Origin of the sequence: Kribbella sp. NPDC051936 (assembly GCF_040680955.1) — a bacterium.
In the GTDB taxonomy this organism is placed as follows: Bacteria; Actinomycetota; Actinomycetes; order Propionibacteriales; family Kribbellaceae; genus Kribbella.
Genome location: NZ_JBFAXS010000001.1, coordinates 1,102,011 through 1,116,325, shown reverse-complemented (window position 1 = coordinate 1,116,325; position 14,315 = coordinate 1,102,011). Strand labels below are relative to the sequence as shown.

The window sequence follows — 14,315 nt, the reverse complement described above, 5'->3', positions numbered from 1 at the left end:
ACTGCTGCCATGATGAGGCGATGGCTGGAGGGCTGGCGGCTGTGCCGCGGCCTGGAGCCGGTGATCGAGGACGACGACGCGTACGCCGCCGTACTGCGACTTCCCGGGCGCGACCGTGAACTGTTTGCCCGCACCGACGACCCCGCGACCGTGGACCGGCTCGCGCGCGGCCTGACCGCGGACACCTGGCTGACCGTCACCACGCAGCACGGGGACGAGGTGGCGCGCCGCCTGGCGGAGGCCGGCGCACAGCCGTTCGAAGAGCAGAAGGCGCTGATGTCGATCGAGCTGCGCGACCACCCCCGCGCCTCGGCGGTGGTCGAGACGGTCGGGCCTCTGGAGTACGTCAAGGTCGTGGTGGACGGCGTGGTCGCGGCACGGGGCATGGCGGCGATCGTTGGAACCGATGCCGTCATGCACGACATCCACACCGATCCGGCGTTCCGGCGCCGCGGTCTCGGGAGCGTCGTGATGGGCACGCTGGCCGCGCGAGCACTCGATCGCGGTGCGCGGACCGGGCTGTTGATGGCCACCACCGACGGCTACCACCTCTACCGCAGGCTCGGCTGGTCGGCGGAGGCCACGATGGTGACGGCGTCAGGCGCTCCGGACCCGCGCCCGGTGGGCGGCGACCTTGGCGCGGTTCTGGCACGCGGTTGAGCAGAACCGCTGGCTTCCGTTCCGGGTCGCGTCGAGGAACAGGTCGTCGCACCGGGCGGCCTCGCATCGGCGGACCCGTGCGGCCTCGTCGCTGCCGAGCAGCATCGCGACGGCGGTGGCGAACTCGGCCAGCCACCCGGTCGCGTCGTCGGGGCTGCCGAAGTGCAGGTGCCACGGGGCCCCGATCTCGCGGGTCAGCTGCGGTGCGGCCTTGGTTTCCCTGAGCAGCTCGTTCACGAGCTCGACTGCTCGGTCGACGTCGGGGAGATTTCCGAGCGCGTCGTACAGCGTTTTCCCACCGGCGGCGTAGTCGCCGGGATCGACCACGGGCGGGCGGTTCGTGGTCAGCCGCAGGACGGCGTCGACGGCCGCCGCGTCCGGCGGAACGGCCGGACGGCCCTGCCGGTCCGCGGATCCGAAGGCGTTGGCCAGCGCGATCGCGGCGTGCAGTGAGGCCCGCAGATGATCGGTGGCTTCCACCCGTCCAGTATCCCGGTCCGCTCGTCCTTGCGGAGGAGGTGGGTCATACCAGGGTCGTAGGCGGACATCCGTCCGCGCTCCGATGATCGTGATCGTTGCCGGAAACAACAATGACGGTATGCACCTGGTTCAGTCCCGCCGCCGCCCCGGAACACGGGGGATCACCGGACTGTCGGAGGCCGTCGTCGACCTGTCCGCAATCCGCGACAATGTCGAGCGTTTCCGACAACGTGTTCCGCAACAGGTCCTGGCCGTGGTCAAGGCCGACGCCTTCGGGCACGGCGCCGTACCGGTGGCGCGGGCGGCCGTCGAGGCCGGGGCGACCTGGCTCGGGGTCGCGCGGGCCGACGAAGCCCTGCAGTTACGCGCGGCCGGACTGTCCGTGCCGATCCTGACCTGGCTGTACGACGCCACCGAACTCGTGCTGCTCGGCGACCTGGACGTGGACGTCAGCGTCTCGACGGTCGCCGAACTCCAGCACGTCGCAGCCATCCCCTCCGTCCACTCCGTGCATCTGAAGCTGGACACCGGATTGCACCGGGCCGGCAGTGCACCTGACCAGTGGATCGAGCTCACCCGAACGGCGGCGCACTACGAGGCGCTCGGCGCCGTCATGGTGCGCGGGATCTGGTCGCATCTGTCGCACGGCGACGCCGCCGACGCCGTACAGAGCACGCGGCAACTCCAGCTCCTGCGGACCGGGGCGGGCCTCGCGAACCGAGCCGGTCTGCGACCGGACGTCGTCCACCTGGCCAACTCGGCCGGCGCGCTCACGCTCGACGCACCGGACACGAACCTGGTGCGGATCGGCGCCGGCCTGTACGGCATCGACGAGCTCGGGATCGGGCTGCGGCCGGCGATGCGGCTGCTGAGCAAGCTGACCCAGGTACGCCGGATCCGTGCCGGCGAAGGGGTTTCGTACCGGCACGACTTCGTCGCGGACCGGGACACCACGATCGGCCTGGTCCCGATCGGGTACGCCGACGGGGTGCCGCGGGCCGCCGGACGGCAGGCGAGCGTGCTGTGCCGCGGCGTCCGGATGCCGGTGATCGGGCGGATCGCGATGGACCAGTTCGTCGTCGACGCCGGGGAGCTCGCGGTCGAACCGGGCGAACCGGTGACGATCTTCGGCGACGGCTCCGTGGGTGAGCCGACCGTGGCCGAGTGGGCCGCCTGGGCCGGCACCATTCCGCACGAGATCTACTGCGGGATCGGGTCCCGGGTCCCCCGCCGGTACGAGGAGGGCAGCCGATGAAGGTCGCGGTGGTGATGGGCGGGGCAAGCTCCGAGCACGACGTGTCGCTCGCGAGCGGGAACGGCATCCTGAGAGCCGTCGAGCTGCTCGGGCACACGGCGATGCCGATGCTGCTCGATGCCCAGGGCAACTGGTCCGACGGGCAGCACGAAGCGATCGAGATCCTGCAGGCGTGCGACGTCACGATCCCCGCGCTGCACGGCGAGGGCGGCGAGGACGGCCGCCTGCAAGGATTTCTCGAGCAGCTGCACGTCCCCTACGTCGGCAGCGGCATCGCGGCCAGCGCCGTCGGGCTGGACAAGCACCTGACCAAGTCCGTCCTGAAGGCGCACGGCATCCCGGTCACACCCGGCGTCACGCTGCGCGGCGCCGAACTGACCGACGCCGAGGCGGCGATGCAGAAACTGAAGGCGGCCGGCCTGGACTTCCCGCTGTTCGTGAAACCGGCGAACGGCGGCTCGAGCTTCGGCGTGGCCCGCGCGACGAACCTGCCGACGTTGCTGGCCGCGATCGCGGAGGCCACCGAGTTCGACGCGCACGTCCTGGTGGAGCGGGAGATGAGCGGCCGCGAGATCGACCTCGCGGTGCTGGAGTTCCCGGACGGACGGGTCGAGACCGCGCCGGCGCTGGAGATCCATCCGGACCCGGACCAGCCGTTCTTCACCGCGGCCGCGAAGTACGACAGCAACGCCACGCGGTTCGTCGTACCGGCGCCGCTCGATCCCGAGCTGGCGATGCGGCTGCGGCGAACGGCGATCGACGTGTTCGAGGTGCTCGGCTGCGCCGGGCTGGCGCGGGTGGACTTCTTCGTGCCGCGTGCCGGCGAACCGGTCGTCAACGAGATCAACACGTTCCCCGGTTTCACCCCGGCGTCGCAGTTCCCGCGGATGTGGGCCGCGGGCGGGATGTCGTACGCCGAAGTGGTCGACACCCTGATCCGTACGGCGGTGACGCGGCCATGACCGCACTGGCCGGCAGCTTGCTGCCGGCCGGGATCCGGCTGCACGTCGTCGAGGACTGCGGCCGGTTGAGAACCAGCAGGCGATCTGGGACGGGTACCGCGCCGAGCTCGAGCACCTGCATTCCGGCCTGGCCGCGCACGAGGTGGATCGCCTCGCCAGCCGGTTCGTGTCGCCGATCGAGGTCGCGGACGTGGCCGGCGCGGCGGCCGCCGACATCAGCCGCGAAGCCCGGACGAACCGGTCCCTGCTGGCCGACGTCCTGACCGCGTCAGGCCTGGTGAACTATTCGTCCGAGTGGTGGCACTGGTCGTTCGGCGACCGCTATTGGGCCTTCGTGGAGGACCGCCCGAACGCGCTCTACGGGCCCGCCTACAGCCTGGCGTGATAGCTGCTGCCTATGAGCTGATAGGCAGCATTGCTTTGACCGTGCCGCAGTGGCGACGGAATGTTGTATACATGACGAGTGAGGTCGTGGCCGCCGCCCCTGTCCCGGTCCCCGGGCGTGCCCAGCGCGTGCGGGAGCTCGCGGAGGAACTCCGCGGTCTCCGCGGTGCGCTGATACCGATCCTGCACGCGGTGCAGAAGGAGTTCGGGTACGTCGATCAACCCGACGTCGCGGTGATCGCCGACGTCCTGAACCTCGCGGTCGCCGAGGTGCACGGCGTCGTCACGTTCTACAAGGACTTCCGGCGGACCGCGGCCGGCCGGACGACCGTCGCGATCTGCCAGGCCGAGGCGTGCCGCTCGGTCGGCGCGGTCGAGCTCGCCGAGCACGCGCGACGCACCGTCGGCTGCGGCTTCGGCGAGACGACGCACGACGGCCGCATCACCCTCGAAGAGATCTACTGCTTCGGGAACTGCGCCCTCGGCCCGGCGGTCCAGGTGGCCGGCAAGCTCCACGGCCGAGTCACCCCCACCCGCCTCGACGCTCTGCTGGGTGAGGCCCGATGACGCCCCGCCCGGCTCCCGCGCGCGGCGCGGCGGGCGGCGCGGCGGGCGGCGCGGCGGGCGGCGCGGCGGGCGGCGTCACGCGGGTATTCGTGCCTCGGGACTCCGCCGCCTGCTCCGTCGGAGCGGATGAGGTCGCCGAGCGCATCTCCGCGGCCGGTGTGGAGGTCGTGCGTACCGGGTCCCGGGGGATGTTGTGGCTGGAGCCGCTCGTCGAGGTGGAGACGGCCGCGGGGCGGGTCGGATACGGGCCGGTTGCGCCGGAGGACGTGGACGGGCTGATCGCCGGCGGGATGCTCGACGGTACGGGCGCCTCGCTCGGGTTGGTGGAGGAGCTGCCGTGGATGAAGCGGCAGCAGCGGTTGACGTTCGAGAGGGTCGGCGTGGTCGATCCGCTGTCGACCGCGGACTACGTCGCGCACGGCGGGATGGCTGGGCTCCGCGCGGCGCTGGCGTTGTCGCCGGCCGAGGTGGTGGAGACCGTGGTCGACTCGGGGTTGCGCGGGCGGGGCGGCGCCGGGTTCCCGACCGGGATCAAGTGGCGGACGGTGCTCGACGCACAAGCGGATCTCAAGTTCGTCTGCTGCAACGCCGACGAGGGCGACTCGGGGACGTACGCGGACCGGATGCTGATCGAGGGCGACCCGTTCACGCTGATCGAGGGGATGACGATCGCGGCGTACGCCGTCGGCGCCGCGGAAGGGTACGTCTACCTGCGGTCGGAGTACCCGGACGCGGTGGCGACGCTCAAGAACGCGATCGGGCACGCGCGCGACGAGGGCTGGTTGGGGCCGGACATCCTCGGCTCAGGGTTCGGTTTCGACCTGCGCGTTCGGGTCGGTGCGGGTGCGTACATCTGCGGCGAAGAGACCTCGATGCTGGAGAGCCTGGAAGGAAAACGCGGCATGGTCCGCGCCAAACCTCCGATCCCTGCTCTGGAAGGGCTTTTCGGCCGCCCGACGGTCGTCAACAACGTGTTGTCGTTGGCAACGATTCCGACGATTCTCGCCCACGGGGCCGCGGCCTACGCGGCGTACGGCACCGGGCGGTCGCTCGGCACCAGCGTGTTCCAGCTCGGCGGGAACGTCGCCCGCGGCGGCATCGTGGAAACCGCTTTCGGAATCACCCTCGGCGAGCTGGTGAACGACTTCGGCGGCGGTACGTCGTCGGGGCTGCCGGTGCGGGCGGTGCAGGTCGGCGGCCCGCTCGGCGCCTACCTGCCGGTCGAGCAGTTCGACCTGCCGATGGACTACGAGGCGTTCGCGGCGGCCGGCGCGATGGTCGGGCACGGCGGGATCGTGGTGTTCGACGAGACCGTGGACATGGCGGCGATGGCGCGGTTCGCGTTCGAGTTCTGCGCCGCCGAGTCGTGCGGCAAGTGCACGCCGTGCCGGGTCGGCGCGGTCCGCGGCGTCGAGACCGTCGACCGGATCGTCGCCGGCGAGAACCTGCGGCAGAACCTGGTCCTGCTCGAGGACCTGTGCGAACTGATGGCCGACGGCTCCCTGTGCGCCATGGGCGGCCTCACCCCGATGCCAGTACGCAGTGCCGTCCGCCATTTCGGAGAGGACTTCCGCGCATGAACGAGCGAAGCGAGTTCATCATCCAACACAGCCCCGCTTGCGCCTCATTCGCGCCCGGAGCGAAGCGAGGACGCGAATGAGCTTGCTGAAAGAGCCAGACTTCGGTACCCCGGCCCGGCCCGGCGCCGCGACGACAGAGCTGACCATCGACGGGGTGACGGTGAAGGTGCCACCCGGTACGTCGGTGATGCGGGCGGCCAAGGAGGCCGGGGTCGACGTACCGAAGCTGTGCGCGACCGACAACCTGGAGGCCTTCGGGTCGTGCCGGCTGTGCGTGGTCGAGATCGACGGCGTCCGCGGTACGCCGGCCTCGTGTACGACGCCGGTCGCGGACGGCATGGTCGTCCGTACGCAGAACGAGCGGCTCGGGAAACTCCGTCGCGGTGTGATGGAGCTGTACATCTCCGACCACCCGCTCGACTGCCTGACCTGCTCGGCCAACGGCGACTGCGAACTGCAGGACATGGCCGGCGTCACCGGGCTGCGCGAGGTCCGCTACGGCTCCGGTGTCGAGGCCGGCGCCAACCACCTGGATCTGCCGACCGACTCGTCCAACCCGTACTTCGACTTCGAGGCGTCCAAGTGCATCGCGTGCTCGCGGTGCGTGCGCGCCTGTGACGAGGTCCAGGGCACGCTGGCGCTGACGATCGAGGGGCGCGGGTTCGACTCGAAGGTCGCGGCCGGTGCCGGGGTGTCGTTCTTCGAGTCGGACTGCGTGTCGTGCGGTGCGTGTGTGCAGGCCTGCCCGACCGCGACCCTGCAGGAGAAGTCGGTGGTCGAGCTCGGGATGCCGACGCGGACCGTGCTGACGACCTGCGCGTACTGCGGTGTCGGATGCTCGTTCAAGGCCGAGCTGCGGGGTGACGAGCTGGTCCGGATGGTGCCGTACAAGAACGGCGGCGCGAACGAGGGGCACTCGTGTGTGAAGGGCCGGTTCGCGTTCGGGTATGCGTCGCATCCGGACCGGGTGCTCGAGCCGATGGTCCGGAACACGCTTTCGGAACCGTGGCGGAAAGTGTCCTGGGAGGAGGCGATCGGCTTCACCGCGCGCCGGCTGCGGGAGATCCAGGCGGCGCACGGCCAGGGCTCGATCGGTGCGATCACCTCGTCGCGGACGACCAACGAAGAGGTGTACGCGGTCCAGAAGATGGTCCGCGCGGTGTTCGGGAACAATAACGTCGACACCTGCGCCCGGGTCTGTCACTCCCCGACCGGGTACGGCCTGAAGCAGACCTTCGGGGAATCGGCCGGAACGCAGGATTTCCGTTCCGTCGACGACTCCGACGTGATCCTGCTGATCGGGTCGAACCCGACCGACGCGCATCCGGTGTTCGGCTCCCGGATGAAGCAGCGGCTCCGGCAGGGCGCGAAGCTGATCGTGGTCGACCCGCGGCGGATCGACCTGGTCCGGTCGCCGCACGTCGAGGCGGCGTACCACCTCGAGCTCGCCCCGGGCACGAACGTCGCGATCGTCAACGCGCTCGCGCACGTGGTCGTCACCGAACGGCTGGTGGACCGCGAGTTCGTCGCGAGCCGCTGCGAGGACTTCGAGGCCTGGGAAGCGTTCATCGCCCAGCCGGAACACAGCCCGGAGGCGGTTTCGGAAATTTCCGGAGTGCCGGCCGAGAAGATCCGCGAGGCCGCCCGGCTGTACGCGACCGGCGGGAACGCGGCGATCTACTACGGCCTCGGCGTCACCGAGCACAGCCAGGGCTCGACGATGGTGATGGGCATGGCGAACCTCGCGATGGCGACCGGCAACATCGGCCGGCCGGGTGTCGGGGTGAACCCGATGCGCGGGCAGAACAACGTCCAGGGCTCGTGCGACATGGGCTCGTTCCCGCACGAGCTGCCCGGTTACCGGCACGTGTCCGACGACGACGTCCGCGACATCTACGAGAAGTTGTGGGGTACGCCGATCCTGAACGAGCCCGGGCTGCGGATCCCGAACATGTTCGACGCGGCCATCGACGGCTCGTTCAAGGCGCTGTTCGTGCAGGGCGAGGACATCGCGCAGTCGGATCCGAACACGCAGCACGTCTTCGCGGCCCTGGGCGCGCTGGAGCTGCTCGTCGTCCAGGACCTGTTCGTCAACGAGACGGCGAAGTTCGCGCACGTCCTGCTGCCGGGGACGTCGTTCCTGGAGAAGGACGGGACGTTCACGAACGCGGAGCGGCGGATCAACCGGGTGCGGCCGATCATGGCGCCGCGGACCGGCAAGCAGGAGTGGGAGATCGTCTGCGAGATCGCCCAGGCGATGGGGTACCCGATGCACTACGACTCGGCCGCGCAGATCATGGACGAGATCGCGCTCACCACGCCGACGTTCGCCGGCGTCTCGTTCGCCAGGCTCGACGAGCTCGGGTCGATCCAGTGGCCGTGCAACGTCGAGCATCCCTCGGGGACACCGATCATGCACGAGGACGAGTTCACCCGCGGCAAGGGACGGTTCATGGAGACCGTGTACGTGCCGACGTCGGAGCGGTCGACGCGGAGGTTCCCGCTGATCCTGACCACCGGGCGGATCCTGTCGCAGTACAACGTCGGCGCGCAGACCCGGCGGACGGCGAACGTCGCCTGGCACGCCGAGGACGTGCTGGAGATCCATCCGCACGACGCCGAGGTGCGCGGGGTGTCGGACGGCGACCTGGTCGCGTTGTCGAGCCGCGTCGGACGGACCGAGCTGCGCGCGCGGATCTCGGACCGGATGCCGGTCGGGGTCTGCTACACCACGTTCCACCATCCGGTCAGCGGCGCGAACGTCGTCACCACGGACAACTCCGACTGGGCCACCAACTGCCCCGAGTACAAGGTCACCGCGGTCCAGGTCGACCTCGTCGCCGAACCGGTCGCCGACGAGGCTGCCCGCGAGGCGGTCGTTGCTGGGGGCAATCGATGAGCGGCGGCGTGCCGCCGTACGTCCGGCTGGCGAACGAGATCGCCGCCCAGTTCGCCCACCGCGCCCCGGACGAGGCTGCCACCGCGATCGCCAACCACCTGAAGGCGGTCTGGGATCCCCGCATGAAACAGGCCCTCATCGCCCACGCCAACTCCGGTGCCACCGACCTGGACCCGACCGCGGCGCTGGCCGCCAGGAAGCTCCAGGCGCCCTCGTGACCCCGAGATCGGCGTCCGGGCTGCGGGATCGGTTCGACAAGCCGGGACGGGTCGGAGAGGGTGGGCCTGTGGAGGACGGGCGCACACCTGGAGTGAGCCGTGGGCGTCAGCGGCGCGACGACATGCCGTGGGATGTGGCTCGGCAGCTCGCGCATGCCGCGGCGCGGCCCGGTGCCGTGGTGACGCGGACACTGGCCGAGGCCGACGGGTGCGTGCTGGCGACGCCGCTGGTATCGCCGGTCGCGGTGCCCCCGGTGGATCGGGCCGCCATGGACGGGTACGCCGTACGCGGCGCTGGGCCGTGGCGCGTGATCGGGCACGTGCCCGCAGGGTGTGCGGACTCCGGAGCGCTGGAGGACGGACAGGCGAAGGGGATCGTCACCGGCGCGGCGGTGCCGGCCGGGGCGACCTCCGTCGTACGGTCCGAGGACGCAGTCGTGACCGGCGGGTTGCTGGAGGGGCCGTCGGAGGACGGTCGGCACATCCGGCGCGCGGGCGAGGAGTGCAAGCCCGGCGACCGACTCCTGCCCGCGGGCGTGGTGGTCGATCCGGCAGTTCTCGGACTCGCCGCGACTGTCGGCCTCAACCGCCTCACCGTCATTCCTCGACCGACAGTCGCCGCCCTCGTCACCGGCGACGAACTCGTCCACCGTGGCCAGCCGGGCCCGGGCCGCGTCCGGGACGCCATCGGCCCGATGCTCCCCGGCCTCATCACCCGCTCCGGCGCGGCGCAGGTCGGCGTACGGCATCTGCCCGACTCGCTGGAGGAGCTGGTTTCCGCCCTGCAGGAGACGTCGGCGGACCTCGTCCTCGTCTCCGGGTCGTCCGCGTCCGGGCCGGCTGATCACCTCCGGCCGGCGCTCACCGCGCTCGGCGCCGAGCTGGTCGTCGACGGCGTCGCCTGCCGGCCCGGCCACCCGCAAGCTCTCGCGCAACTCCCCGACGGCCGGCTGGTGCTCGGTCTGCCGGGCAACCCGTTCGCCGCCCTCGTCGCGTTCCTGACGCTCGGCGTCGCGGCCGTCCACCGTCTGCGCGGCCTCCCCCTCCCCGTGCTGCCCCAGGTCGCGGTCCGCGGCGGCATCGCGTGCCACCCGACCAGCACCCGACTCGTCCCGATCCGTCTCACCCGACAGGGCGCCGTACCCGTCGGTCACGGCGGGGCCGCCATGCTCCGCGGTCCGGCCACCGCCGACGCCCTCGCCGTCGTGGCCCCCGGCCCCGCCGAAGCCATCGCGGCCCGTCTCCTCCCCCTCGACCCGGGATCCCGTCCATGGGCCGGCTGATCGCGCGGCGGCCGGTCGTGCGGATCACGCCGGCGGGCCGGCGCTCCCGGCCGGACTCGATCGCGGTCGAGGAGCCGCTCGAGCTTCGCGTCGACGGGAAACCACTGGCCGTGACCATGCGCACCCCGGGCCACGACGTCGAGCTCGCGCACGGCTTCCTGCACACCGAAGGAGTCGTCGGCAGCGTCGACGACATCCGCGACGCGCGGTACTGCGACTCCGTCGACGACGAGGGCCGCAACACGTACAACGTCCTCGATATCGGCCTCGCCGACGGCGTGCCGGCGCCGGTCACCGGCGTCGAGCGCAACTTCTACACGACTTCCTCCTGCGGTGTCTGCGGCAAGGCCTCGCTCGACGCGGTCCGCACGAAGACCCGCCATTCCCCGGCCGCCGACGACGTCACCATCAGGTACGACGTACTCGCCGGCCTTCCCGACGCGCTCCGCGAACGGCAGCAGGTCTTCGACCGGACCGGCGGCCTGCACGCGGCCGGTCTGTTCACCCCGGCCGGCGACCTGCTCGTCGTCCGCGAGGACGTCGGCCGCCACAACGCCGTCGACAAGGTGGTCGGCTGGGCGCTGCTGAACGGGCGGATCCCGGCCCGCGGCCTGATCCTCGTCGTTTCCGGACGGACCTCGTTCGAGCTCGCGCAGAAGGCGGTGATGGCCGGCATCCCGGTCCTCGGCGCGGTCTCGGCTCCGAGCTCGCTCGCCGTCGACCTCGCCGACGAGGCCGGCCTGACACTGGCCGGCTTCATCCGCAACGGCGCCATGAACCTCTACAGCCGCCCCGAGCGGGTAAATGTCGAGTCCGCCGAGGTGCGTACGACGTCCGGGGCATGAACGACTACGGAGTGACCGGTGCGACCACCGGTGTCGAGGTCCTGATCAAGCTGCCGATCCACGAGGTCTGGTCCGGCATCACCGCGATCGACAGGTACGGCGAATGGAGCCCGGAGTGCATCTACGGCGCCTGGCTCGAGAAGGAAGCGCGGTTCGAGGCGAGGAACCGGTTCGCGGACGGGTTCGAGACGTACGTGACCTGTACCGTCACCGCCTTCGAGGAGCCGAAACGCTTCGGCTGGGACGTGTACGGCGACGAACCGGTCCCGTTCGCGCACTGGGAGTACGAGCTGGAGGACCGCGGCGCCGCGACACTCGTCCGGCAGTCCTTCACCCACGGCCCGGGCGACAGCGGGATGCGCTTGGGCGTCGTACAGCATCCGGCCCGAGCAGCCGAGCTCATCCAGGGCCGCCTCGACCAGCTGGCCGCGAACATGCGCTCCACCCTCGCGGCCATGGAGTCAGCGCTCAAAGCTTGACCCTCACGCCACGTCAGGTCCCATAGTCGGTCCCGTGGACGATCACTGGACCGTGGGACGCGTCGCCGACCTGGCCGGCGTGAGCGTCCGCACGCTGCATCACTACGACGCCATCGGGCTCGTTCGGCCGTCGGCGCGAACGGCCGCCGGGTACCGAGCCTACTCGGCGGCCGACGTCGAGCGACTGCGAGAAGTCCTCGCCTATCGACGGCTGGGCTTCGGGCTGCGTGAGGTCGGCGAACTGGTCGGCGACCCGTCCACGGACGCCGTCGCGCGCCTGCGCCAACTGCGCGGGTTGCTCGTCGAGCGGCGTGATCGTGCCGACGCCATGGTGCGGGCGATCGACAGGGAACTCGAGACGCGGGCGAAGGGACTGACGGTGACACCGGAGGAACAACTGGAAGTGCTCGGTGCGCAGCTGTACGACGTGATCGGCGGCGCCTACCCGGCGACCCGGCGTACCGAGCCGCGGATCGCCGCGCGGATCTGGCAGGCGCTCGGGGACGCGCAGACGGTGCTGAACGTCGGCGCGGGCACGGGATCCTACGAGCCGGCCGATCGCGACGTGACCGCGGTCGAGCCGTCGGCCGTCATGCGCGCCCAGCGGCCGGCCGGCTCGGCGCCGTGCGTGGCGGCCGCCGCGGAGAGTCTGCCGTTCGACGACGACTCGTTCGACGTCGCGATGGCCGTCTCGACCGTGCACCACTGGGCGGATCCGATCACGGGGCTGCGCGAGATGAGCCGGGTTGCGCGGCGCGTCGTGGTGTTCACGTTCGACACCGACGAGCCCGGCTGGCAGGACCGGTTCTGGCTCACCCGGGACTACCTGCCCGAGTTCGCGTCCGTGCTCGAAGGCTTCCCTTCGATCGCCGGCATGGGCGACGCGATCGGCGCCCGCGCCGAGCCGGTGCCCGTTCCGTGGGACTGCGCCGACGGGCTGTTCGAGGCGTACTGGCGGCGGCCGGAGGCCTACCTGGAGAACCGCGTCCGCCGCGCGATGTCGGTGTGGACGAGAGTGGGGCCGGAGGCCGAGCAGCGGGCGGTACGACGCCTCGAGGACGACCTGGCCTCCGGCCAGTGGGCCGAGCGCAACAACGAACTCGCCGGCCTCGACGAGGCGGACCTCGGCCTGCGGCTGCTGATCGCCTGAATCAGGAGGCCTCGCTCGCGGCTTGGGTGGACGGCGTCACCCACAGGCAGTCCGCGGTGCCGGCGTCCACGTGCTGCTGATAGATGTCGACCTTCCATGTGATGACGTTGAGGCACTCGTTGAGTTCCTCGATCTGCGCGCGGACGTGGTCCTGATGGCTCTTCAGCAGGGCCAGCCGGTCCGCCTCGTTGCCGGATCCCTGCCTGACCAGCTCCGTGTACTTGCGGATGGTGTCGAGCGGCATCCCGGACGAGCGGAACTTGATGCACATGGTCAGCCAGTCGACGTCGTCCTCGGAGTACACGCGGCGCCCGTTCGACTCCCGCCGTACCGGATCCGCGAGCAGGCCCTCCCGCTCGTAGAACCGTAGTGCGTGCACACTCAACCCGGTCCGCTCCGCCACCTGCCCGATACTCAATCCACCCATGGCGGCACCTTAACTCCCTTCTAGATCAGCGGCTTCAGGGCCGAGAGCGCCTGCTGGACGTCCGCACGCGTCGTGTAGATGTGGAACGACGCGCGCAGCCGGCCGTCGCGGACGGCGGCGCGGATACCGGCCGCCGCGAACGCCTCCTGTGCGCCGGGCAGGCTCGTGCTGACGATCGCGCTGTTCGACGGCTCGAGGCCGAGGCCGGCGCGGAACTCGTTCGCCAGTGCGAGGTTGTGCTCGTGGATCGTCCCGACGCCGATCTGCTCCACCAGTTCCAGGGCCGGCGCCGCGCCGACGAAGCTGAACCAGGCCGGCGACTGGTCGAATCTCCGCGCATCGGGGGCGAGGTCCATCACCGGCCCGTAGTACGAGCCGTGGACGTCACGTCCGGCGTACCAGCCCGCTGCCGACGGCCGGCAGCGTTCCTGCAACCGGGGGGACAGGTACCCGAGGGTGGCGCCCCGCGGCGACATCAACCACTTGTAAGCGTGCACGACCAGCGCGTCGACACCCTCGACCGTGATCGGATGCCAGCCGACGGCCTGGGTCGCGTCGAGCACCACGAGCGCACCGATCTGCTTGCTGGCGGCAACTACCGCGGGCAGGTCCAGGACCACGCCGGTCGACGACTGCACCGCGCTGACCGCGACCAGGTCGATGCCTGGCGTGATCGCCGCGACCAGCTCGTCCCCCGGTACGGCGATCACCTCGACGCCGCGGTCGGCGTGCACCTGCCACGGGAACACGTTCGAGGTGAACTCGACGTCGTCGGTCAGCACCTTCGCACCGTCCGGCAACGCGGCCGCGATCGGCGCCAGCGCCGCGGACACCGTGCTGCCGACGAACACGTCCGCCGGGTCCGCCCCGACCAGCCGCGCGAACGCCGTACGGGACCGTGTCGTCGACTCGTCCCACGGCTCCCAGCTCGTCGCACCGACCCGCCAGTCGGACAGCGCCGCCTGCAACGCGTCCCAGGCGGGCTTCGGCGGCAAGCCGTACGACGCGGTGTTCAGCCAGCCCGGCTCGGGATCCCACAGCCCTGCGATGTCCATACGCCCACCCTAGGCCGGACTTGACTTAGACAGCGCTCTAGCTTCTAGCGTTCCGGGCAGCGAACAAAGGA

Annotated in this window: 15 protein-coding genes; 12 read left to right on the top strand and 3 right to left on the bottom strand. The window is 70.9% G+C overall.

What is annotated here, in order from left to right:
* Positions 1-9: 9 nt before the first annotated feature.
* The gene (locus AB0L64_RS05605; RefSeq protein ID WP_363708014.1) at positions 10-660 is read left to right on the top strand and encodes a GNAT family N-acetyltransferase; all 651 of its coding nucleotides are present in this window, start codon (positions 10-12) and stop codon (positions 658-660) included.
* Here the strand turns inward: AB0L64_RS05605 and AB0L64_RS05600 are convergent.
* On the bottom strand, positions 598-1,140 hold the full coding sequence (locus tag AB0L64_RS05600; protein WP_363708012.1) for a CGNR zinc finger domain-containing protein: 543 nt from the start codon (positions 1,138-1,140) through the stop codon (positions 598-600). The genes AB0L64_RS05605 and AB0L64_RS05600 overlap by 63 nt on opposite strands.
* 118 nt (positions 1,141-1,258) lie before the next feature.
* Between AB0L64_RS05600 and alr the strand changes: the two genes are divergently transcribed.
* The 11 genes from alr to AB0L64_RS05545 all read left to right on the top strand — a co-directional run bounded on the left by alr (position 1,259) and on the right by AB0L64_RS05545 (position 12,762).
* On the top strand, positions 1,259-2,395 hold the full coding sequence (gene alr / locus AB0L64_RS05595) for an alanine racemase (protein ID WP_363708010.1): 1,137 nt from the start codon (positions 1,259-1,261) through the stop codon (positions 2,393-2,395).
* Positions 2,392-3,357 (top strand): D-alanine--D-alanine ligase family protein, encoded by a 966-nt coding sequence (locus tag AB0L64_RS05590; RefSeq protein ID WP_363708008.1) that lies wholly within the window; start codon positions 2,392-2,394, stop codon positions 3,355-3,357. The genes alr and AB0L64_RS05590 overlap by 4 nt, the downstream gene beginning before the upstream one ends.
* A gap of 142 nt (positions 3,358-3,499) precedes the next feature.
* Positions 3,500-3,742, top strand: a complete 243-nt coding sequence (locus AB0L64_RS05585; RefSeq protein WP_363708006.1) for a M15 family metallopeptidase — start codon at positions 3,500-3,502, stop codon at positions 3,740-3,742.
* A 71-nt stretch (positions 3,743-3,813) separates the two neighbouring features.
* Entirely contained in the window at positions 3,814-4,308 is a 495-nt protein-coding gene (locus AB0L64_RS05580) for an NAD(P)H-dependent oxidoreductase subunit E (protein ID WP_363708004.1), read from the top strand.
* Positions 4,305-5,888 (top strand): NADH-ubiquinone oxidoreductase-F iron-sulfur binding region domain-containing protein, encoded by a 1,584-nt coding sequence (locus AB0L64_RS05575; RefSeq protein ID WP_363708002.1) that lies wholly within the window; start codon positions 4,305-4,307, stop codon positions 5,886-5,888. The genes AB0L64_RS05580 and AB0L64_RS05575 overlap by 4 nt, the downstream gene beginning before the upstream one ends.
* Positions 5,889-5,964: 76 nt before the next feature.
* A complete protein-coding gene (fdhF, locus tag AB0L64_RS05570; RefSeq protein ID WP_363708000.1) occupies positions 5,965-8,787 on the top strand; it encodes a formate dehydrogenase subunit alpha in 2,823 nt (940 codons plus the stop codon).
* Positions 8,784-9,005, top strand: a complete 222-nt coding sequence (locus tag AB0L64_RS05565) for a formate dehydrogenase subunit delta (RefSeq protein WP_363707998.1) — start codon at positions 8,784-8,786, stop codon at positions 9,003-9,005. Before fdhF ends, AB0L64_RS05565 begins: the two co-directional genes overlap by 4 nt.
* A 68-nt stretch (positions 9,006-9,073) precedes the next feature.
* A complete protein-coding gene (locus tag AB0L64_RS05560; RefSeq protein ID WP_363707996.1) occupies positions 9,074-10,288 on the top strand; it encodes a molybdopterin molybdotransferase MoeA in 1,215 nt (404 codons plus the stop codon).
* The gene (gene fdhD / locus AB0L64_RS05555; protein WP_363707994.1) at positions 10,276-11,133 is read left to right on the top strand and encodes a formate dehydrogenase accessory sulfurtransferase FdhD; all 858 of its coding nucleotides are present in this window, start codon (positions 10,276-10,278) and stop codon (positions 11,131-11,133) included. Before AB0L64_RS05560 ends, fdhD begins: the two co-directional genes overlap by 13 nt.
* A complete protein-coding gene (locus AB0L64_RS05550) occupies positions 11,130-11,612 on the top strand; it encodes an SRPBCC family protein (RefSeq protein WP_363707992.1) in 483 nt (160 codons plus the stop codon). Before fdhD ends, AB0L64_RS05550 begins: the two co-directional genes overlap by 4 nt.
* Before the next feature lie 34 nt (positions 11,613-11,646).
* On the top strand, positions 11,647-12,762 hold the full coding sequence (locus AB0L64_RS05545; protein WP_363707990.1) for a MerR family transcriptional regulator: 1,116 nt from the start codon (positions 11,647-11,649) through the stop codon (positions 12,760-12,762).
* Between the two features lies 1 nt (position 12,763).
* On the opposite strand, the gene AB0L64_RS05540 is transcribed toward AB0L64_RS05545, so the two are convergent.
* Both AB0L64_RS05540 and AB0L64_RS05535 read right to left on the bottom strand, forming a co-directional pair.
* Positions 12,764-13,189, bottom strand: a complete 426-nt coding sequence (locus AB0L64_RS05540) for a MerR family transcriptional regulator (RefSeq protein ID WP_363707988.1) — start codon at positions 13,187-13,189, stop codon at positions 12,764-12,766.
* A 20-nt stretch (positions 13,190-13,209) separates the two neighbouring features.
* Complete coding sequence (locus tag AB0L64_RS05535) at positions 13,210-14,244, bottom strand: aminotransferase class V-fold PLP-dependent enzyme (RefSeq protein ID WP_363707986.1); 1,035 nt, start codon at positions 14,242-14,244, stop codon at positions 13,210-13,212.
* Positions 14,245-14,315 lie beyond the last annotated feature (71 nt).